Here is a 19,368-nt window from a genome sequence, read left to right on the forward strand (position 1 = left end):
CCTCTCTCAACCACCCTGCATCGCGCGGATCACCTCGACCCGGTCGCCGGCCGCAAGCGTCGCCTCAGCCCAGCGGGCGCGTGGTACCACCGCGCCGTTCAAGGCGACGGCGACGCCGCGCGCCTCGGCGGGAATGCCGAGCGTCGCGACGAGCGCCGCGATCGTGTCGGCGTCGAGCGCGCGCTCCGCGCCGTTCACCTGAATGGTCGCACTCATGGGCGAGGCTCCTTCTCGAACCGGTCGAGGCCGAAGGGACGGATGCGGTCGCTGGTCCGGCCGATGAGGATCAGCTCGGTCATCGCCTCGGCCGTCGCCGGCGTCAGCAGGATGCCGTTGCGGTGATGGCCGGTCGCGACCAGCAGCCCGTCGATGCCGGTCGGGCCCAGGATCGGCTGATCGTCGGGCGAGCCCGGACGGAAGCCCGCCCAGGTTTCGTGAACCGGCAGATCCTCGATCGCGGGCAGCGTGCGCCAGGCGTCGTCGAGCAGGCCCAGGAGGCCACCCGCCGTGATCTCGGCGTCGAAGCCGCGCTCCTCGACCGTGGCACCGACCAGCAACCGGCCGTCGGCGCGCGGTACCAGATAGCAATGCCCGCCCCAGACCACATGGCGGACGAGTGGTGCCGCCGGTGGCATGCGGAGCGCCAGCATCTGGCCCTTGACCGGCCGGGTCGGTGGCCGTACCGCCGCGGGCAGGCCCGGCACCATCCGGCTCCAGGCACCGGCCGCAACGACGGTCACGTCGGCGGCATGGCGCGCCTCGCCCGCGACGATGCCGACGGCGCGGCCGCCGGCCATGTCGACCGACGCCTCGACGCCGGTCACGAGCCGGCCGCCGGCGCGCCGGAACGCTTGCGTGAGCGCGGTTGCGAGCAGGCGGTTGTCGACTTGGTGGTCGTTCGGGCTGAAGGCGGCGGCAACCAGGCTCGGGGCCAGGCCCGGCTCGCGCTCGCGCGCGGCGGCGGCACCCAGCCACTCGAATACGCCGCCGAGCGAGCGCTGGAACTGGATGCCGTGGCGCAGCTTTTCCGCCTGGTCGCGGGTGAAGGCGCACACGAGCGTGCCGGTCGTGTCATATCCCACCGGCAGGCCCGCCGCTGCCTCGAGCTCGGCCGCGAAGCCGGGCCAGAGCGCCTGGCTCCAGCGGGCGAGCTGGAACAGCGCCTCCTCGGTCGGCTCCGCCTCGATGCCGGCGGCGAGCATGCCGGCCGCCGCCCAGGAGGCGCCGCGGCCGGTCTCGCCATTGCGCTCGACAAGCGTCACCGGGCAGCCGGTGCTGGCCAGGCGCCAGCCGAGGGCCAGGCCGATGACGCCGCCGCCGATGATGGCGACGGAAGGGCGGGTAGAGGATGAATCGATGGGAGAAGCGTTCTGCATCTCGTGCATCCCTTCGCTGGCATGACCCAGATCAGGTGTTGTGGGTATGATCTCAGCCGCCGGCAGATCCAGACGGCACCCCATGACACGTTACCGGGACCCTAGCACCGGCCCGGCGGCGGCTTCAATGCTTCAGGAGCGCGCGGCATTCCAGCCATCGTCCCGACGCACATCGATCCCCCGCATATCCAGCTCACGACGACGGAGCTTCTTCGCATGATCAGTTCGGTGCGCAATCACCCGCGGCTCTTCGGCTCGGCCGCACTCGGCGTCGCGGTCGGCCTGCTGTTGCCGGCCGCCTGGTCGCAAGGCCTGCGCATGATCTTGGGCTGGGACGTGGCGGCGGGTCTCTACCTGCTGCTCGCCTGGATCATGTTCCTGCGCTCGGACACGGCGAATGTGCAGAGCCGGGCGCTTGTCGAGGACGACGGGCGCTGGGCCATCCTGGCGATCAGTGCCGGCGCCGCCGCGACCAGCCTCGGCGCGATCGTGGACCTGCTCGCCGACTTCAAGAACCTGCCGCCGGGCGAGGGGGTGGCCCATCTGGCCGCCGCCGTGGTGACCATCCTCCTGTCCTGGTTGTTCCTCCATACCGTGTTCACGATGCACTACGCGCACGAATTTTACGGTGCCATCGGCGACGGCACGGCCGGGCGGCGCAAGACGCGCGGCGGCTTCGCCTTCCCCGGCGACGCCAAGGCCTGGAACTATCTCGATTTCGCCTATTACGCCTTTACCATCGGCATGACTGCTCAGACCTCGGATATCGCAGTCACCACAACCGCCATGCGTCGCCTGACACTCGCCCACGCCGTACTGACGTTCTTTTTTAATACAGTTGTACTCGCCTTCAGCGTGAACATTGCAGCGAGTCTGCTTTAATCTGGGTTTCGACAAATTTAATCGATTCGCGGGCGATTTTTCATAGTACAGTACCGCGGAATGATTGGAGAGCGGGCCTCGCCATGGTGTCGGCCAAGAACCTTTTCGACGAGAGCAGCGGTGCCGCCGTGCCGGGCGAGCGCGTCAGCCGCCGGCACTATTTTGTCGCCAACCTGTTCAGCATCGGGCTGCTCGTCGTCGCCGTCGTCGCGACGCCGGTCGCGACGCTGCCGCTGCCGCCGGTGCCCGGCTACACGACCGTGTTCGGTACGGCGATGTTCGTCATCAACATCCTGTTGGCGGCATTCCTGTTCAGCAAGGGGGCGATCGAGGATCGCGAGGACGCGGTCCGGCTGGGTGCGGCCTATTTCTTCATCGCGGCGATCTTCGTGCCGCTGACTGCCGCATCGCCTGGCGGGATCATGGCGGGGCCGGTGATCGGCAATGCGGACAGCGAGCTCTGGCTCTGGTGCGGCTGGCATCTGGGCTTCGCGCTTGCGATCCTGCGCTATGCCCTGCTGCCGCGTCCGGTCGGCCGGGCCTCGCCGGTGTTCCGCCAGGTCCTTTCCGTGCTCGTCATCGTGCTTGCGGTCACGCTGGTGACCGACTTCGGCGCCGACCGCCTGCCGGTGGTCTCCGGTGCCGCCATTTCCGGTGGTGCCATTTCCGGCGGTGGGGGGACGCAGTTCGCCGGCTGGGCGGCCGCCCTGCCGCTTTCGATTCTGGCGCTGCTCATGCTCGCGACGGCCGCGGTGGCACGGCTCGGTGCCCGCACGCCGGAGCAGCTCTGGCTCAGCGTCGGCATGGTCGCCGCCTGCTTCGACGTGTGGCTGACCTATCGCGGCGGCGCGCACTTCTCGCTCGGCTGGTATCTCGCCATGTTCGGTAGCGTGTTCACCTCGCTCACCGTGATGGTGTCGCTGTTCTATGACCTGACCCGGGTCTACGGCCACCTGGCGGTCGCGAACGAGGCGCTGCTGGACCAGGCCGGGCGCGACGGGCTTACAGGCCTGTTCAACCGGCGGCGCCTCGACGAGGCGCTCGCGCGCGAATGGCTGCGCGCCAAGCGCGACCGCCAGCCGCTCTCGGTGCTGATGATCGACGTCGACTATTTCAAGGGCTTCAACGACACCTATGGCCATCAGGAAGGCGACGCCTGCCTGCGCCGGCTCGCGGCCGTGCTCCAGGATGCCGTCCGCCGGCCGGCCGATTTCGTGGCACGCTACGGCGGCGAGGAATTCCTCGTCTGCCTGCCCGGCACGCCCGCCGCCGGCGCCTACGAGATCGCGACCAAGATCCGCAAGGCGCTCTGCGATCTCGCGATCCCCCATGCGGGCAGCCCGCTCCATGTCGTCACGATCAGCATCGGGCTCGCGAGCCTGGTGCCGCCGGAGGGCATGATCGCCGACCAGCTGGTCGCGGCGGCCGACATGGGGCTCTACCGGGCGAAATCCGCCGGCCGCGACCGGGTTATGCATGCCGAGCTCAAGGCGTTCCAGACCGGCATCGCGTCTGAGAGCGCCGTCTCCTGGGCGCGCTCGACCTGACGGCGCCCCTCTCGTTACTTCGTCCCGCTCGCGAGGTTGAGCGCCGCCGCTACGGCGGGGTTCATCGCGTCGACCATGGCGGTCGGCATCAGGATGGTGGCGCCACGCTCCTTGGTCGTCTCGTAGATGATGTTCATGGCGCGCAGCTGCAGCGCCGCCGGCTCGCCGGCATAAGTGCGCGCCGCGGCGAGGAACTGTTCGGCGACCGCGGCCTCGGCCGAACCCAGGATGATGCGTGCCTCCTTCTCGCGCTCGGCCTGGGCCTGGCGGCTCATGGCGTCCTGCAGCCCGACCGGGATCGCGACGTCGCGAATCTCGACTGACAGGCACGACACGCCCCATTCCGCGGTCTTCTTGCCGATCACCTCCTTCAAGCGCTCGTCGGCGGCACGCCGTTCGGCCAAGAGCGTCGACAGGAGCGAGGCGCCGATTGTCTCGCGCAATGAGGTCTGCGCCACCCGCTGGATCGCGCGCATGTAATCGGTGATCTCGAGCGCCGCGCGCTCGGCGTCATGGACCTGCCAGAACACGATGGCATCGACGCCGACCGGCACCGTGTCCTTGGTCAGCGCCTGCTCGGCATTGATCTCGGTCGTCTGGATGCGCTGGTCGATGATGACCGCGACCCGGTCGATGAACGGCACGATCAGGAACCAGCCGGGCCCGCGGATCGCCTTCAAGCGGCCCAGGCGCAGCACGACCGCCTTTTCCCACTGGTCGGCGATCAGCAGGCTCTGCGGCGTCAGGATGCCGAGGATGATGAGCGGCACGCCGGCCGCGAACAGGCGCAGGATGCCGATGCAGAAGATGCCGGCGAAAAGGAACAGGCCGGCGAGCAGGATCGCAGGTGCGTTCGCTCTTCTCATGTCGAATGCTCCAGTTGTCTTGATGGCAGTTATCTCGGGGCAGTTGTCTCGGGGGCTTCTGTCTCAAGGGTTGAGCCTGGCGAGAATTTCCCGCGCGATCTCGGCCGGGTCGAGCCCGGCGGCGCGGGCAGTGGCGATGGTCTTGGCGGCGAGCGCCTGGGTTTCGGCCGCGCGGCGCATCGGGTCGAGCGGCGGCGGTGCGCTCGCGACGAAGGTGCCGCGGCCGCGCATGGTCGTCAGCACGCCGTCGCGTTCGAGCTCGCCATAGGCGCGCTGCACCGTATTGAGGTCGATCTTGAGCTGGACCGCGACCTGCCGCATCGTCGGCAGCTGTGCGCCGGGCCGGAGCACGCCCGATCCGATCAGCCCCAGCAGCTGCTCGCGCAGCTGGACATAGATCGGAACGCCGGTGTCGGCCACATGCAACCGGTCGAGCATGAAGGGCTCTATTGTATGAACATGTTCATACAATATGGTATTATCGTGTGGGGCGTCAAGCTGCTGTCGGGGGACATGCCAAACCGGAGTTGGCGCAGCAAACCGGAACGGCGGACGGCCATATCCGGAGGGACGAGCCTGGAAACGCGGGCGTGCGCCGTCATTCCCGCGGATATCGTCGCGGCCGCAAACCGGCCTGGAACCAGTTGACGAGCGATACGGCATCGAAGACCGGCAGGCCGACGTGATCGGCGATGGCGGCGGAAAAGGGGGCGAGGTTGGTGCATTCGGCGATGATCGCGCCGATGTTGCCGTGGTCGCGCACCAGTTGCGCCGCCGCAGCGAGCACCTCTGCGTGCAGTGTCTCATAGGCGACGGTATCGTCGCCCTGCTTAATCGACCGGACGAACTCCGAACCGACCGGCATGCCGACAACCGGGGTATCGCGCGCTATGCCGACTGCATCGAGATAGGGACCGTTCAGTGCATTCCCATCGTACGTGAGGATGCCGACCCGCCTATCCGATGGAATGAGCTGTTGCACCATCGGGAGCTGCAGCAGACTGCTGGTCGCGACCGGCACGCCGCAGAAATCCGCAAGCTCCCGCTGATAGATCGACAAAAACCCGCAGGTGGTCGCAATGCCATCGACGCCAGCCTCGACCAATTCCCGGGCCGCGCGCTTGAAGGGCTCGAGCAGGCTCACGTTGTGCAGGTCGGTCATCCGTGCCGGGGTCGCGTCTTCCACGATCCGGTACTGCACGGGGAACGGCCAGGTGCCGGCATGGCCGATATCGCCGGGGAACCGGCGAAAATGAGTCTTCACCATCAAGATGCCGATGGTAACGCCGTAGAAGGTCTTCTTACCCATGGGCTTTCCGGGGTTGGAGCGGAGGATTGCCGTCGGAGAACGACGGGAAGCACTTCACCAGGCCGGGATCACGGTGCCACCGAATTTCGCAAGGATGTAATCCTTGATCGGCTGTGATTCGAAGATGCCGATGAAGCGCTTGATGCGCGGATCGCTCTGTTTGTCTGCCCGCGCGGCCCAGACGATCGCCCATTGCGAACCCTTGTCTTCCAGCATGAGGGCGGATTTGGGATCGAGGCCGGCCAGAACGCCCTTGTTCAGGGTGACCACGCCCGCGCCCAGATCGTCGAGCACCCGCGGCACCTGAATTTCGTCGAGCAGCACGATGTTGAAGCGCTTCGGATTTTCCGCAATATCCTCGAGCTCGGCATGAAGTGCTGCACCGGCGCGGAGCTTGATGAGACCCGCCTTCTCGAGCAGGACAAGCGCGCGCGCTTCGTTGGCCGGATCGTTCGGAATGCCGATCTTGGCGCCCGGGGGGAAATCGGCGACCGCTTTGTATTTCGCAGAATAGATGCCGGCCGGGGCCACGAAACAGGGCTTCAGCGAAACGATCTTGTAGCCTCGCGACGCATTCTGGGCCTCCATGTACGCGACATGTTGAAAATCGTTGAGGTCGATGTCACCGGCCTGCGTCGCTTCATCGATCTGGGTCGGTTCGGTGAACTCGATGACTTTGACCGGAAAGCCCTGTGCCTCGGCGAGCTTCGCCGCCTCGTGCAAAAAATCGGCATAGGGGCCGGGCGATGCGCCAACCCGCAGCGGTGTGTCCGCAGCCCACACGGTGCCGACCGGGAATACGAGCGCCACGAGCATCGCCCACAGGATAAGCATTCTATTCATGTCCAATCCTTATCTGCCGATCCGAATCTGTAATATTGGATGCCTGTCCGAGTGGGCTGCGAGCGCCATTTCGGCGGGAGGCGCCGCCGCTGCGCTCCTCCTGGCGGCAAGCTCAGCGCCCGACGAACTGCACCACGACCCCGCACGCTAGGTGCGGAGCGACGGTGCAGGCGGCCGGCGTGGCGGTGTAAGGCACCGCATGGGCCCCGAGCGTTTCATGGACGGCGTCGAGCGAGCGAACCCTGACGGCGAGGGCCGCCAAGCCTTGGGCAGGCAGGCTGTCGGGGTCGAGCCCGGCGTGACGGACGGCGAAGGCGACAGGGTGGACGAAATGGATCGCGACCGTGCCGGTGTCGACCCGCACCGTATCCGCCGTCTCCCTCACCGGTTCGACGTCCAGCAGGGCACCAAGGACTTCCGCGTCGGCGTGCGGCGTCGCCGAGAGAACCGTCAGGTGATCGAGGCCACAGGCGGTGTTTTCATGCTGAACCAGTTCGGGCAGCCAGGTCGTCTCCGGTGTGCGGTGCTGGCAGCAGAACAGATGGAAGCCGGGTGCGGCGCCGTCGGGAAACTGGCTCGTGCGGAATGCGGCGGCGGCAGTCCGGCCGTCGGGCAGCGCGACCGGGCGGGAAAACTCGAGCGGGTCGGTGAGCCGGATGCCGGCAGCGCGCAGCTCGCCCACCGCCGCGTCCACATTTGGAGTCCTGAGCGCGATTGCGGCCAGGCCTTCGCGCGCGGCGAGCAGGCCGCGCTGGATCGCGTTGGCCGGGGTCGGCGTCACCACGCCCAGCAACTCGAAATAATCGCGCTCGAACATGATCGTGTGGTTGGCCGTGCCCTTATGGGCGCTGTGCGTGCCGCGCGGGGAGACGGTAAATCCCAGGCGCCGGTAGGTGTCCGACGCCGCGTCGAGATCGCGGACGAGCGCGAAGCAATGGTCGATGCCGGCGATGTGCTGGCGCATGAACGCATTTCTCCCCTGAAACATCCGCCGCGTGGTTACGCCGCGAAGACGGCGAGCGTCCGGGCATTGTGTGGACCAGATAGTGCAGCGTCGTGGTGAGGTGTCTCGCTCCTCCCGTTCAACACAGGTGCGGATAGCCGAGGTCGATCGCGTGTTGTTCCAACCTGAGGATCGAGCGGTAGGCGGTTTCCGGCACGAGCTCGAAGCCGTCGAGCAGGAGATCGTCTCTGAGTGCCGCATGGGCGGGCGCCGACGCGACGTCGAAGAGGGCTGATCGCAACAGCTCGATCGTCTCGTCGTCGGTCTCGGCCGACGTGATCAAGGGCAGGCCTGGCGTGGCCTCGGTCCAGCCGAGCACGCGCACCTGCGCGGTGAGCTCCGGCTCGCTTCGGCGTAGCTGGGCCAACGTGACGACGTCGATCGCCGCCAGATCGGCCTTGCCGCGGGCGACCATTGCCAGGCTCGCCCGATGGGATCCGGTCCAGGTCACGCTCTGGAAGAAGGGCCTGCCGTTTGCCAGATCGGCGACCGTTGCGCGCAGCAGGTTCATGCCCGTGTTGGAATGCCGCTGATTGGCCGCGCAGCGACAACCCAGCAGCCCCGCGAGATCGCTGGTGTCGTCGTCGGCGTGGACGATGAGGGCGCTGCCATGGCGGGGCCCATCGCAGCCAAACGCCCGATAGCGTGGCGTCGCCACCAGGCGGACTCGTCCGAGCAGCGACGTCATCAGCGGATAGCCGCAGGTTTGCGCCAGCAGGAGACCGCGATCCTGCCAAAGCCGGTCGAGCGGCAAGCTGCGATCGAGCCTCGCCGGCACGTCACGCAACCCGGCCGCCTCGAGCTTGCCCGCGACGGCTTGCCACATGACATCGTTTGCGGCTGCAAGATGGCCGAAATCATACATGGGCAAGCCCGCCACGCGTCCGCTCATGGTAGCACCTCGAAGCCCGGATGCTCGGCCGGTCCGATCGGTCTCAGAAGATGGCGCGCGAATATCTCGGCGTAGCCGCGCTCGTACAGCATGCCGGGGGCGAGGCCGATTTGGCCACGAAGTCGGCGCCAGGTGTCGGGAATTCGGTACCAGGGCAGGCTCGGCTGCTGGTGATGCACGACATGCAGATTGTTGTTCAGGAACAGGAGGCTCCAGAACCATCCGGCCTCGACGACGGCGGTTCGGTCGATGGGCGCGGGGGCCGCGCGATGCTCCGCAAAGGACCGGATGAGGCCCAAGGCGATCGAGGGATAGACAACCAGCCCGATATACTCCGCGATCGGAATGCGGCAGACGCCGACGATCCAGGCGAGCATCGGCAGCACTGTCAAGCCATGCCGAAGCCAAAGTCGCCGATGATGTGGGTCGGTCCGGGTACGGCGTACTGCCGTCAGCCAGCACCGGCCGACCAGCAGCGCCGGACCGATCAGCATTCTGCCGCCGAGGGTATTGTGCCAACGCAGCAGTGCCACCTGCAGCCGACCGGCATCTCCCAAGGCTCCTCGGTGCAGGTAGTGGGATTCCGGATCCCGGATCGGGTCGGTCAAATCACGGCCATGATCCTTGTGATGGCCGAGGTGCGTTTCGCGATAGAGCGCATAGGGCAGCCACAGGGACAACGGTGGCGCGCCGATGAGTGTGTTCACCCGGCCGAACGGCGTGGGATGGCCGTGGATCGTCTCGTGCTGCAGGGAACCATGCCAGGCGACCAGCACCGCACCGAGCGGTGCCGCCACCCAGAGCGGCAGGTTGCCCCAATTCGAGGTCAGGAAAGCGAAGCCGGCGTAGAGGACGGCCGCGACGGTAATGGTCGGCCATTCCCAGTGACGAAGAGTGGCCAGGCGACCGACATATCGGCGCGCGAGATGGAAGATGCTCATCGTGCCGGGAAGCCGCCGTCGAAAGTGATTTGCGCTTCAAGCGACCGCAGACCGCAGAGGCCGGTACCGGTCATGCATCGACCTCGTTGAAGCCGGCGGCGCAGGCCGCGACGGAACGATCGAGAACGCCCAGAAAGCGGTGCCGGGCCAGTCGGAAACCGGCGTCGCTGAGCCGCCGCTCGCCGGCCGGAGCGCTGCGTTCGATGAAGGCGGCGTCGCCTGGGGCGGGATGCGGGAGATTCCGTTCCCAGCGAAGATAAGCATGCAGCGCAGCTTCGATCCCGCGCGGGCGGGCATCGAGATCGGCAGGATCGGGAGCGTCCGCGCCAGCTGCGGCGTGGCCGGCCGAGATGTGCCGCACAAGGCGATCTAGCGTGAGAGACATGGGGGGCTCCGTCAGGGCCGCGTTCGCTGCGGCGACTGAATGACACCGGTCAAAGCTCGGTTGCGGATAGGCATTGACGCCAGGCGTTCCCGCCGAAGCGGATCCCCGATGGAGATCGTCAGGCGGCCAATGCGGTCCCTGGACTCAGCAACGGCAACAGCGTCCGATCCGAAGGGAACGCCCGATGGTGCGGAGATTGACGTGGCAAGACATTGACCGCGCTCCTGTGAAGATCTGCCCGATAGGCAAGATCCGAGTTCATCCGGGGCGGCATGCCCCGCTTTAGCCGCATTTGTTAAGCGCCCGCAATCTGGTTGTTCAAATCGGCGCTGGATGCATACCTTAAACAACAATTTATGATCGTCAATAGAAAATAATAACACATAATTTATGTTGAAATTTGGTGACGGAGCAGCTTGCTCAACAGGTTGGTCAGCAGACCGCCGAGGCACAGAACGATCAGCGCCAGCCAGCGTCTGTCGCCGGGGATGATCTCATATATCGATAGTGCCGATGGATAATATCGGAATATGCCGGCAAGATTGATGCGTTGGGCGGGCCCTCAACTCATGCCCATCTCAGGTGCCTTGGCACTCTCGAACCACATGCCCGATCGGGCTTCAGGCCCAGACCCCGAATGAGCGGGTGAAATCGATGAAGGCCCTGAGCGGCGCCGGCACGTGGCGCCGGCCGGGATAGTACAGGAACGGGCCCGAGAAATGCTGCCACCAGGGCTCCAGCACCGGCTCGAGCGCGCCGCTGTCGAGGTGGGGGCGCAGCCAGTCTTCGAAGAGCTGGATGATGCCGGTGCCGGCGATCGCGGCATCGACGGCGAGGTCGGTGGCGGCCCCGACGCGGACGAGCAGCGGGCCGGTCGGGTCGACCTTCACCACCTCGCCGTCCCGCTCGAACTCCCAGGTCGTCATCGCGCCGCTGGAGAATTGCCCGCGTAGGCAGGCATGGTTCAACAGATCGCGCGGATGCGTGGGCCGGCCGTGCCGGTCCAGATAGGCCGGCGCGGCCGCGACCGCGAAGCTCTGCCGGCGCGGGCCGATCGGAATTGCGATCATGTCCTGCTCCAGCCGCTCGCCATAGCGGATGCCCGCGTCGCAGCCGGCCGCCAGCACGTCGACGAAACTATCCTCGGCGATCACTTCCAGGCGAATGTCGGGATAGGCCGCAAGGAACGGGGGCACGATGCGCGGCAGCACCAGGCGGGCGGCGCTGACCGGCACGTTGAGCCTGAGCGTGCCGGCCGGCCGGTCGCGAAAGCCGTTGACGACGTCAAGCGCCGCCTCGACCTCGCCGAGAGCCGGACCCAGCCGGTCGAGCAGGCGCGCGCCGGCCTCGGTCGGGACGACGCTGCGCGTCGTCCGGTTGAGCAGCCGGACCCCCAGTTTCTGTTCCAGCCGGCGGACCGCTTCGCTGAGGCCTGACGCACTCCCGCCCGTCTGCCGCGCTGCGTCGCGGAAGCCCCCGGCCCGCGCCACTGCGGCGAAGGCTGTCAGGTCGCCAAGGTCCGCTGCCATTGTTCGTAATCCCGTACAGCCTGTCCCAATTGCGTCCAGTTATCATACGACATGGAATTGTCTACATGCTGGCGAAACCACGGGAGATCGACCATGACCGATATCAGCAAGTCCGGCAGCTACAGGCTCGGCGACCGCACCGTAACGCGTCTCGGCTATGGCGCCATGCAGCTCGCCGGCAAGGGTGTGTTCGGCCCACCAAAGGACCATGCGGGGGCTCTCGCTGTGTTGCGCGAGGCGCTGGCGAGTGGCGTCAACCATATCGACACCAGCGATTTCTATGGCCCGCACGTGACCAACCAGATCATCCGCGAGGCGCTGCATCCCTACACCGACGATCTGACGATCGTGACCAAGGTCGGCGCCAAGCGTGGCGCGGACGCATCGTGGAACCCGGCTTTTTCGGCCGAAGAGCTGACCGCCGCCGTCCATGACAACCTGCGCAACCTGGGCCTCGACGTTCTGGATGTCGTCAATCTGCGCGCCATGTTCGATGTCCACGGGCCGGCCGAGGGCTCGCTCGAGGCGCCGCTGACCACGCTGGCCGAACTGCAGCGGCAAGGGTTGATCCGCCATATCGGTCTCAGCAATGTCACGCGCAAGCAGATCGCCGACGGCCGCAAGATCACCGACATCGTCTGCGTGCAGAACCAGTACAATCTGGCTCACCGCGAGGATGAAGCGTTGGTTGACGAGCTGGCCGCGGCCGGCACCGCCTATGTGCCGTTCTTCCCGCTCGGTGGCTTCTCGCCGCTGCAGTCGAACACGCTGTCGGACGTCGCCTCCCGGCTCGGCGTCACCCCGATGCAGGTGGCGCTGGCCTGGCTGCTGCAGCGCGCGCCGAACATCCTGCTGATCCCCGGCACGTCGTCGATCGGGCATCTCCGGGAAAACCTTGCCGCGGCCGAGCTCGTCCTATCCGCCGAGACCGTGGCCGTGCTCGACCGGATCGCCGGCGAGGAGAAGGCGCACTGATCAGCCGCTAATCCCAGCGCTCGACGACCGACGGCGGCACGCTGACCCACGGATGGCGCCGCACGTCGTAGACCGAGACGGTCGGTGGCGGAAAGCCGGGGTCAGCGAAGGCGCCGACCGCAACCGCGACGAACTCTTCGCCTCCGGCGTGGTCCCAATAGACGGTCGAGCCGCACTCCGGGCAGAAGCGGAACCGCGCGTGGCTACCCTCGTCGCCGATCCGGACATATTCGGCCGCCCGTCCGGCGATCACCAGCTGCTCCCGCCGGAACCGCGCCTGGATGCCGAACGCGCTGCCGGTCCGTTGCTGGCAAGCGAGGCAATGGCACATCGAAACCCGGATCGGCTCGCCCGTGCAGTCGACGGTAAGCTGGCCGCAGCAGCAGGATGCGCGTCGGGTGATCATCCGCGGGCTTCTCCAAAAGATTGCTGCCAGATCTTACCCCAGCCCGCCGCACCGCCGATAGTCGAACTCCAGGGCCAGCGTGGGTCGGGCGCAAGTCGACGATATCGATCGGGTGCAGGATAGGTTCGCGGTCCGGGACCAAGCTTCCGCTTTCCGCTGCGTCACACAGGCTGGGTGGGCTGTTGCGGCTGGCGCACGGCGGCAAGCGCGCCGTGCAGCGTCGGGAACAACCGACCCTCGTCCAGGATCTCGAGAAGACCATGTCGCGTCATGTCGGCCTTGAGATAGAGACCGACCCGGGCGAAGGCGATATTGACGTCGCGCCGCGCCAGTTCCCGGAATAGATCGCTGAGCGAGCGGGCAGCCGAATAGTCGAGATCGGATATTGCCGCCGCTTCGACCACGAACCAGCGCACCGGCGTCGGCGCATGGTCGATGAGCGCCAGGACCTCGTCCGCGAACCGGCCGGCATTGGCGTAGAACAGATCGGCGCTGAACCGGTAGAGGATCAGCCCCGGCTCGGTCTCGAGCCCCGGGGCCGCTGGAACCGGCGCCCAGCCGCCATGTTCGTTGGGCTGCAGCACCATCGTGTGCGGATGGTAGCTGTGCCGCACGTGCCGGAGCAGCGAGAGCGCGATCGCGAGCAGGATGCCGTACTCGACGCCGGCGGCCGCGACGGCGGCGGCCGTGACCAGCGCCAGCGCAAACTCGCTCGGGGTCTCGAGCAGGATCGCGCGCAAGCCGGCGATATCGACCATCCGAACCGCGATCGCGAACACGACACTGGCGAGCACGCATCGCGGCAGGAACTGCAGCGGACCGGTCAGAAACAGGAGCACGACCAGCACGGTCACGGCGAAGCTGACCTGCGCCAGCTGTCCGCGCGCGCCGGCTCCTTCCGCCATGGCGGTCTGGCTCGGGCTGCCGTTGACGACGAAAGCGCCGCCGACCGCGGCGGCGGCATTCGCCGCGGCGAGCCCGAGGATGTCGGCGTCGACGTCGACCCGTTCCTTGTAGCGCACCGCGAACACGCGGGCAGTCGCGGCACTCTGCGCGATGATGACGACGAAGCAGGAACCTGCGACCGGCAGCAGAGGCAAGGTTTTGGTCCAGATCACGTCCGGCAGGCCGAAGGCCGGCACGCCGCTCGGCACCGGGCCGATGGTCGCGATGCCATGGCCGGCAAAGTCGAACCACCAGCTCGCCGCGATGGCCGCCAGCACGACCGCCATGGAGACCGGCAGCCGCGGCGCATAGCGCCGGCCAATGAGAATGATCGCCGCGACCATCGCGGAGAGGGCCAGGGTCGGTCCGTTGACCTGACCCAGCCCGCGGGCGAGCTCCCACAGCTGCACGACGGTCCGGCGCGTGTCGACCGCGATGCCGAGCATGTCGCTCAGCATGGCGATGGCGATCTGGATGCCGACGCCGGTCAGGAAGCCGACCAGCACGGTGCGCGACAGGAAATCGGCGAGGAAGCCCAGCTTGAACAGACGCGCCAGCAGCAGAAGGCCGGCGGTCAGGAGCGCCACCATGCCGACCAGCGCCAGATAATCCGGCGAGCCCGGGCTCGCCATGGCGGAGAGCGAGCCGGCCAGGATGGCGGCCGTACCCGAATCGGCGGCCACGACCAGATGGCGCGAGGAAGCGAAAATGGCGAACGCCACGGGTGCCAGGAGCGCCGTATAGAGCCCGGTCACGAGCGGCATCCCGGCGATGCGGGCATAGCCCAGCACCTGCGGAATGTTCATGGACGCAAGCGCGATCCCGGCCAGGCCGTCCCGCAGGATCGCGGTGCGATCGAGCGGCCCTACACCCCGAAACAGCTTCAAAGCCACCGATGCTCCCAAGTTCTGTCGCTTGATCAACGGGCTACAGGTCTCATGGCCGAGCCCCGTGCCCGCACGGCGCCGCCAGCATAGCCAGCAGCCGCGGGGAAGAGAAAGGGGTGGTGCTGCAGGCGAAAGACGGTCGGGCTGGGCGTCGACCGGGTTTTCGTCGGTTCGACGCCCAGCTGCTGAGCGTTATCCTTCAGCGATCAGGCGGCGTCGAAGCGATCCGCGTTCATCACCTTGTTCCAGGCAGCCACGAAGTCGACCACGAACTTCTTCTGTGCGTCGGCCGAGCCATAGACTTCGGCCAGAGCGCGCAGTTGGGAGTTCGAGCCGAACACGAGATCGACACGCGTGCCGGTCCACTTCAACTTGCCGCTTTCGCGATCAAATCCCTGGAACAGGTTTTCGTCCGAGGTTGGCTTCCACTCAGTGCTCATGTCGAGCAGGTTCACGAAGAAATCATTCGTGAGCGTTTCGGGCTGGTTGGTGAAGACGCCGTGTTGTGACTTGCCGACGTTCGCGTTCAGCACGCGCATGCCGCCCACGAGAACCGTCATCTCCGGCGCGGTCAACGTCAGGAGTTGCGCCTTGTCGACCAGCAGTTCCTCCGCCGAAACGGCATACCTGCCCTTGAGGTAATTGCGGAACCCATCTGCAATCGGCTCGAGCACGGCGAAGGAGTCCGCGTCGGTCTGCTCCTGCGTCGCGTCCGTCCGGCCCGGCGTGAACGGAACCTCCACCTTGTACCCGCCCGCCGTCGCAGCACTTTCGACCGCGGCGCATCCGCCGAGGACGATCAGGTCGGCAAGCGACAGCTTCTTCCCGCCACTTGCCGCGCTATTGAACGCTTTCTGGATCGCCTCAAGGGTTTCGAGCACGCGATCCAATTGGGCGGGCTGGTTGGCCTCCCAGTCCTTCTGCGGGCTGAGCCGGATGCGCGCGCCATTGGCGCCACCCCGTTTATCGGAGCCGCGGAAGGTTGAGGCCGACGCCCAAGCGGTGGAGACGAGTTCGGCAATCGAGAGCCCCGAAGAGAGCACCTTAGCCTTGAGGTCGACGATGTCTTTCGCATCTACCATCGGATGGTCGACGGCTGGGATCGGGTCCTGCCAGATCAGCTCTTCTCCGGGAACCTCGGGCCCGAGATAGCGTGCGCGAGGGCCCATGTCGCGGTGGGTCAGCTTGAACCAGGCCCGGGCGAACGCGTCGGCGAACTGATCCGGATTCTCGTAGAAGCGCCGGGAAATCTTTTCGTAGGCCGGGTCAAACCGCAAGGCGAGGTCGGTCGTCAGCATGGACGGCGCGTGACGTTTCGACCGGTCGTGCGCATCCGGCACCGAACCCGCGCCAGCCTCGTTCTTCGGTCGCCACTGATGGGCGCCCGCCGGGCTCTTGGTCAGCTCCCAGTCGTAGCCGAACAGGTTCCAGAAGAAGTTATTGCTCCATTTTGTCGGCGTTGAGGTCCAAATGACTTCGAGACCACTGGTGATGGCGTCTGCGCCTTTGCCGCTGCCAAAACGGTTCTTCCAGCCGAGCCCCTGTTCTTCGATGCTGGCGCCCTCGGGTTCCGGGCCGACCAGCGTGACATCGCCCGCGCCGTGGGTTTTGCCGAAGGTGTGGCCGCCGGCGATGAGTGCCACTGTCTCCTCGTCGTTCATGGCCATGCGTGCGAACGTCTCGCGGATGTCGCGTGCGGCGGCGAGGGGATCGGGGTTGCCGTTCGGGCCTTCCGGATTGACGTAGATGAGCCCCATCTGCACGGCGGCGAGAGGATTCTCCAGGTCGCGGTCGCCGGTGTAGCGCTTGTCGCCAAGCCAAGTGCCTTCCTTGCCCCAGTAGATGTCTTCCTGGGGCTCCCAGGTGTCAGGGCGCCCACCGGCGAAGCCAAACGTCTTGAAGCCCATGGATTCGAGCGCGACGTTGCCGGCAAGGATCATCAGGTCGGCCCAGGAGATCTTATTGCCGTATTTCTGCTTGATCGGCCAAAGCAGCCGGCGAGCCTTGTCGAGATTGCCGTTGTCCGGCCAGCTGTTGAGCGGCGCGAAACGCTGTTGTCCGCCGCCCGCGCCACCACGGCCGTCACCGGTGCGATAAGTGCCAGCGCTGTGCCATGCCATGCGAATGAAGAGCGGTCCGTAATGGCCGAAGTCGGCCGGCCACCAGTCCTGCGAGTCCGTCATCAAAGCGTGGAGATCGTTCTTCAAGGCCTTGAAGTCGAGCTTCTTGAATTCTTCCGCGTAATTGAATGCTTCCGTGAAGGGATCGGACAGCGAGGAATGCTGATGCAAAATTCTCAGGTTCAACTGGTTCGGCCACCAGTCTCGGTTGGACCGTGCTCCGGCGCTGGTGTGCAGGACCGGGCATTTGCCTGCACTCGTGCCGGCCTCGGGGGACGCCGTCTGCTTCTGATCTTCGGACATGCTCGGTTTCCTCAACAGGGCGTGGCATGCGGTGGCAGGACGCTTCGCACGTCCGCCAGGCATCAGATGGGGTACCCCATCTGTCTGGAATTGTTCTAACTTTGGTTGTTGTTTTGTAAAATTGATTGTCTGGATCAGATCGATTGAGATTGTCGATCGTCACATTCAGCGCTGGTCTGGGACGGGAATGCCTGGGACAGGGAAGCGCAGGCTAGGCTGCGACGACGGACGGAGGGAGACTGTCACGAATGGCCTGCCCGAAGAGCTGAAGTTCGCGGAGCTTCGGGTAGGTCCGGCGCCGGACAAGGCCGATCTGCCGCGAAGATCTACGGCCTGCGAGCGGGCGGACCTCGATGTCACGAGACGCGCCGCCGGCGACCGCTAGCGCGGGCATCAGCGTGCAACCCATGCCGGCCGCCACCATGCTGCGGATCGTCTCGAGACTGGTGGCGCGAAAGTCCATTTCTTCGTTTCGAGCGGCTTCTGAGAAGCCGCAGACCGCGAGCGCCTGATCGCGCAGGCAATGGCCATCAGTAAGCAGGAGCAGATGCTCGTTCTTGAGCTCCGATACCTTGACCGTCTTGGTCTTGGTGAGCGGATGGCCCTTTGGTGCGGCGAAGAAAAACGGCTCATTAAAAAGCGGCATGGCCTCGAGGTCTGCGGTATCCACGGGCAGCGCCAGGAGTGCCGCGTCGAGCTTATGATCTGTCAGCCTTTCCAGGAGGTGGTCCGTCAGATCCTCGTGTACGACCATCTGAAGATGCGGATAGGCAAGTTTCAGCGCCGGAAGCAGCCAGGAAAGCAGATAAGGACTCAAGGTCGGAATGATGCCGATGTGAAGTGGGCCGCTCAATGGCTCTTTGTTTTCCTGAGCCGAATCCACAAGGGCGTCCGCTTCTGCGACAACCTTGCGGGCTCTTGCGACGACTTCCTCGCCGATGGGTGTCACATGAACTGTCTTGTTGGTGCGCTCGAACAATGTCGCGCCGAGGAAGTCCTCTAGCCTTTTCAGCTGAGTGCTGAGCGTCGGCTGGGTCACATGACACGCCTCTGCCGCACGGCCGAAATGGCCGTAATCGGCAACGGCAATGAGGTAGCGAAGCTCTTGCAATGTCATGTCGTCCCAAACAATAGCTATTGTCAATCGTCGGCATAATTATAATCAATTTCACAAAGGGCAAGGGGTTGACCATCATCCATTCAAAGAACGCTAAACTACCAAAGGGGAGGGGACTGTCGTCGTGCCGGCTGCCACAAGGATCCCGGCCTGTTCTGTCCAGGACGCGTCGAAACGAGGTCGGTGGGGTGCCGGCTCGGGTTTGTTGTCGCCGCTCTTGCTCGACTCCGCCGTCCTGACCCGTGATCTCCTTGTTTATTGCGTCCTCTGGCTACCGATGGTCTCGATTGACCGCATCGGCGAATACTCGTGATTCGAAGCTAATATCGATCAACGTCATCGCCTGAGGCATCTCAAAAGTGGCGAAGTTGTCGAGTTCAAAGACAACGAGTTGGAGAGGCGTGCCCAGAGTATTGCTTCGAAACTCGGCCATGGGCTGCTCGAATCCAGTTGGGACTCTGTGATCAGAACAAATAATCGGAGCCGACCATGCCGAGAACCGAAAGGCACACGCAAGGCACGCCGATAAGGTCGGGACTGGCGGCCAGGGAAGCAGCATCGGAGAAATCCAGCCCTGAGGCGGAAGCGGTGTCGGTAACATGGGCAGATGCGAGTCACCGTCTCGTCGCTGTCGGGCTGAGGCCTACTCGGCAGCGCGTCGCACTCCTCCGGCTCTTACTTAGAGACGGCGATCGCCATGTGACCCCGGACGATTTATGGACTGAGATGAAGGCTTCAGGGCTGCGGTTTGCCAAGGCAACGGCCTATAACACCCTGCATGCCTTCACGAACGCCGGCCTGCTTAAGAGTATCGTCGTCGGCCCAAGTCAGGTGTTCTTCGACACAGACACGAAACATCACCATCACATCTACTACGAGGAAAGCGGCGAGTTGCTGTCCGTTCCGGCGCGGCAAGACGGGCTCGTCGATCTGCCGGAAAATCTCGTGGAGATCGGGCCGAAACGGCTCGATATAGTCGTCCGAGTGCGAAGGTGATGAGATCGAGTTCGAGCCACGGCAAAAACGACGGGGGGTGTCTCGG

Annotated in this window: 20 protein-coding genes and 2 riboswitches; of the genes, 4 read left to right on the forward strand and 16 right to left on the reverse strand. The window is 65.5% G+C overall.

Annotated elements, in window-relative coordinates; translation table 11 throughout:
• Positions 1 to 6 precede the first annotated feature (6 nt).
• A complete protein-coding gene (thiS, locus tag IEY58_RS04880; protein ID WP_189043072.1) occupies positions 7 to 216 on the reverse strand; it encodes a sulfur carrier protein ThiS in 210 nt (69 codons plus the stop codon).
• Positions 213 to 1,376 (reverse strand): glycine oxidase ThiO, encoded by a 1,164-nt coding sequence (gene thiO, locus IEY58_RS04885; RefSeq protein ID WP_229743489.1) that lies wholly within the window; start codon positions 1,374 to 1,376, stop codon positions 213 to 215. Before thiO ends, thiS begins: the two co-directional genes overlap by 4 nt.
• A riboswitch (TPP riboswitch) is annotated at positions 1,367 to 1,469 on the reverse strand. It overlaps the preceding gene by 10 nt.
• A gap of 123 nt (positions 1,470 to 1,592) precedes the next feature.
• Between thiO and IEY58_RS04890 the strand changes: the two genes are divergently transcribed.
• Positions 1,593 to 2,258, forward strand: coding sequence for a DUF1345 domain-containing protein (locus IEY58_RS04890; RefSeq protein WP_189043076.1), 666 nt, complete (start codon positions 1,593 to 1,595; stop codon positions 2,256 to 2,258).
• Between the two features lie 83 nt (positions 2,259 to 2,341).
• Positions 2,342 to 3,805, forward strand: a complete 1,464-nt coding sequence (locus tag IEY58_RS04895; protein ID WP_189043078.1) for a sensor domain-containing diguanylate cyclase — start codon at positions 2,342 to 2,344, stop codon at positions 3,803 to 3,805.
• 14 nt (positions 3,806 to 3,819) lie between these two features.
• Here the strand turns inward: IEY58_RS04895 and IEY58_RS04900 are convergent, their stop codons facing one another.
• The 9 genes from IEY58_RS04900 to IEY58_RS04940 form a co-directional block, all read right to left on the reverse strand.
• Positions 3,820 to 4,671 carry a slipin family protein gene (locus IEY58_RS04900; RefSeq protein WP_189043080.1) on the reverse strand — a complete coding sequence of 284 codons (852 nt, stop codon included), beginning with the start codon at positions 4,669 to 4,671 and terminating at the stop codon, positions 3,820 to 3,822.
• A gap of 63 nt (positions 4,672 to 4,734) precedes the next feature.
• Positions 4,735 to 5,109: a GntR family transcriptional regulator gene (locus IEY58_RS04905; protein ID WP_189043082.1), complete on the reverse strand. Its 375-nt coding sequence runs from the start codon at positions 5,107 to 5,109 to the stop codon at positions 4,735 to 4,737.
• Positions 5,110 to 5,269: 160 nt separating this feature from the next.
• On the reverse strand, positions 5,270 to 5,980 hold the full coding sequence (locus IEY58_RS04910) for an aspartate/glutamate racemase family protein (RefSeq protein WP_189043084.1): 711 nt from the start codon (positions 5,978 to 5,980) through the stop codon (positions 5,270 to 5,272).
• 54 nt (positions 5,981 to 6,034) lie between these two features.
• Complete coding sequence (locus IEY58_RS04915) at positions 6,035 to 6,790, reverse strand: MetQ/NlpA family ABC transporter substrate-binding protein (RefSeq protein ID WP_229743490.1); 756 nt, start codon at positions 6,788 to 6,790, stop codon at positions 6,035 to 6,037.
• 145 nt (positions 6,791 to 6,935) lie between these two features.
• Positions 6,936 to 7,787 carry a VOC family protein gene (locus tag IEY58_RS04920; protein ID WP_189043087.1) on the reverse strand — a complete coding sequence of 284 codons (852 nt, stop codon included), beginning with the start codon at positions 7,785 to 7,787 and terminating at the stop codon, positions 6,936 to 6,938.
• A gap of 118 nt (positions 7,788 to 7,905) precedes the next feature.
• A complete protein-coding gene (locus IEY58_RS04925; RefSeq protein ID WP_189043089.1) occupies positions 7,906 to 8,718 on the reverse strand; it encodes a phosphate/phosphite/phosphonate ABC transporter substrate-binding protein in 813 nt (270 codons plus the stop codon).
• Positions 8,715 to 9,659, reverse strand: a complete 945-nt coding sequence (locus IEY58_RS04930; protein WP_189043091.1) for a fatty acid desaturase — start codon at positions 9,657 to 9,659, stop codon at positions 8,715 to 8,717. The genes IEY58_RS04925 and IEY58_RS04930 overlap by 4 nt, the downstream gene beginning before the upstream one ends.
• 70 nt (positions 9,660 to 9,729) lie before the next feature.
• Positions 9,730 to 10,020: a hypothetical protein gene (locus tag IEY58_RS04935; RefSeq protein WP_189043093.1), complete on the reverse strand. Its 291-nt coding sequence runs from the start codon at positions 10,018 to 10,020 to the stop codon at positions 9,730 to 9,732.
• A 289-nt stretch (positions 10,021 to 10,309) separates the two neighbouring features.
• Positions 10,310 to 10,384, reverse strand: a riboswitch (SAM riboswitch).
• A 280-nt stretch (positions 10,385 to 10,664) separates the two neighbouring features.
• Positions 10,665 to 11,573 carry a LysR family transcriptional regulator gene (locus IEY58_RS04940; protein ID WP_189043095.1) on the reverse strand — a complete coding sequence of 303 codons (909 nt, stop codon included), beginning with the start codon at positions 11,571 to 11,573 and terminating at the stop codon, positions 10,665 to 10,667.
• Between the two features lie 93 nt (positions 11,574 to 11,666).
• On the opposite strand from IEY58_RS04940, the gene IEY58_RS04945 reads away from it, so the two are divergent.
• Positions 11,667 to 12,548 (forward strand): aldo/keto reductase family oxidoreductase, encoded by an 882-nt coding sequence (locus IEY58_RS04945; protein ID WP_189043097.1) that lies wholly within the window; start codon positions 11,667 to 11,669, stop codon positions 12,546 to 12,548.
• A gap of 7 nt (positions 12,549 to 12,555) precedes the next feature.
• On the opposite strand, the gene IEY58_RS04950 is transcribed toward IEY58_RS04945, so the two are convergent.
• The 5 genes from IEY58_RS04950 to IEY58_RS04970 form a co-directional block, all read right to left on the reverse strand.
• A complete protein-coding gene (locus tag IEY58_RS04950) occupies positions 12,556 to 12,954 on the reverse strand; it encodes a GFA family protein (protein WP_189043099.1) in 399 nt (132 codons plus the stop codon).
• A gap of 161 nt (positions 12,955 to 13,115) precedes the next feature.
• Entirely contained in the window at positions 13,116 to 14,792 is a 1,677-nt protein-coding gene (locus IEY58_RS04955; protein WP_229743491.1) for a SulP family inorganic anion transporter, read from the reverse strand.
• A gap of 200 nt (positions 14,793 to 14,992) precedes the next feature.
• Entirely contained in the window at positions 14,993 to 17,209 is a 2,217-nt protein-coding gene (katG, locus tag IEY58_RS04960; RefSeq protein WP_189043101.1) for a catalase/peroxidase HPI, read from the reverse strand.
• A 211-nt stretch (positions 17,210 to 17,420) separates the two neighbouring features.
• Positions 17,421 to 18,326, reverse strand: a complete 906-nt coding sequence (locus tag IEY58_RS04965) for a LysR substrate-binding domain-containing protein (RefSeq protein WP_189043103.1) — start codon at positions 18,324 to 18,326, stop codon at positions 17,421 to 17,423.
• 271 nt (positions 18,327 to 18,597) lie between these two features.
• Positions 18,598 to 18,759, reverse strand: coding sequence for a hypothetical protein (locus IEY58_RS04970; RefSeq protein WP_189043105.1), 162 nt, complete (start codon positions 18,757 to 18,759; stop codon positions 18,598 to 18,600).
• Positions 18,760 to 18,815: 56 nt separating this feature from the next.
• On the opposite strand from IEY58_RS04970, the gene IEY58_RS04975 reads away from it, so the two are divergent.
• A complete protein-coding gene (locus IEY58_RS04975) occupies positions 18,816 to 19,322 on the forward strand; it encodes a Fur family transcriptional regulator (protein ID WP_189043107.1) in 507 nt (168 codons plus the stop codon).
• Positions 19,323 to 19,368: the final 46 nt, after the last annotated feature.

The sequence above is a fragment of the Aliidongia dinghuensis genome (assembly GCF_014643535.1).
Classification (GTDB): domain Bacteria; phylum Pseudomonadota; class Alphaproteobacteria; order ATCC43930; family CGMCC-115725; genus Aliidongia; species Aliidongia dinghuensis.

Coding starts and splice junctions, on each gene's coding strand:
- thiS (WP_189043072.1), bottom strand. CDS start 216: ATGAGTGCGACCATTCAGGTGAACGGCGCGGAGCGCGCGCTCGACGCC.
- thiO (WP_229743489.1), bottom strand. CDS start 1,376: ATGCAGAACGCTTCTCCCATCGATTCATCCTCTACCCGCCCTTCCGTC.
- IEY58_RS04890 (WP_189043076.1), top strand. CDS start 1,593: ATGATCAGTTCGGTGCGCAATCACCCGCGGCTCTTCGGCTCGGCCGCA.
- IEY58_RS04895 (WP_189043078.1), top strand. CDS start 2,342: ATGGTGTCGGCCAAGAACCTTTTCGACGAGAGCAGCGGTGCCGCCGTG.
- IEY58_RS04900 (WP_189043080.1), bottom strand. CDS start 4,671: ATGAGAAGAGCGAACGCACCTGCGATCCTGCTCGCCGGCCTGTTCCTT.
- IEY58_RS04905 (WP_189043082.1), bottom strand. CDS start 5,109: ATGCTCGACCGGTTGCATGTGGCCGACACCGGCGTTCCGATCTATGTC.
- IEY58_RS04910 (WP_189043084.1), bottom strand. CDS start 5,980: ATGGGTAAGAAGACCTTCTACGGCGTTACCATCGGCATCTTGATGGTG.
- IEY58_RS04920 (WP_189043087.1), bottom strand. CDS start 7,787: ATGCGCCAGCACATCGCCGGCATCGACCATTGCTTCGCGCTCGTCCGC.
- IEY58_RS04925 (WP_189043089.1), bottom strand. CDS start 8,718: ATGAGCGGACGCGTGGCGGGCTTGCCCATGTATGATTTCGGCCATCTT.
- IEY58_RS04930 (WP_189043091.1), bottom strand. CDS start 9,659: ATGAGCATCTTCCATCTCGCGCGCCGATATGTCGGTCGCCTGGCCACT.
- IEY58_RS04940 (WP_189043095.1), bottom strand. CDS start 11,573: ATGGCAGCGGACCTTGGCGACCTGACAGCCTTCGCCGCAGTGGCGCGG.
- IEY58_RS04945 (WP_189043097.1), top strand. CDS start 11,667: ATGACCGATATCAGCAAGTCCGGCAGCTACAGGCTCGGCGACCGCACC.
- IEY58_RS04950 (WP_189043099.1), bottom strand. CDS start 12,954: ATGATCACCCGACGCGCATCCTGCTGCTGCGGCCAGCTTACCGTCGAC.
- katG (WP_189043101.1), bottom strand. CDS start 17,209: ATGTCCGAAGATCAGAAGCAGACGGCGTCCCCCGAGGCCGGCACGAGT.
- IEY58_RS04965 (WP_189043103.1), bottom strand. CDS start 18,326: ATGACATTGCAAGAGCTTCGCTACCTCATTGCCGTTGCCGATTACGGC.
- IEY58_RS04970 (WP_189043105.1), bottom strand. CDS start 18,759: ATGGCCGAGTTTCGAAGCAATACTCTGGGCACGCCTCTCCAACTCGTT.
- IEY58_RS04975 (WP_189043107.1), top strand. CDS start 18,816: ATGCCGAGAACCGAAAGGCACACGCAAGGCACGCCGATAAGGTCGGGA.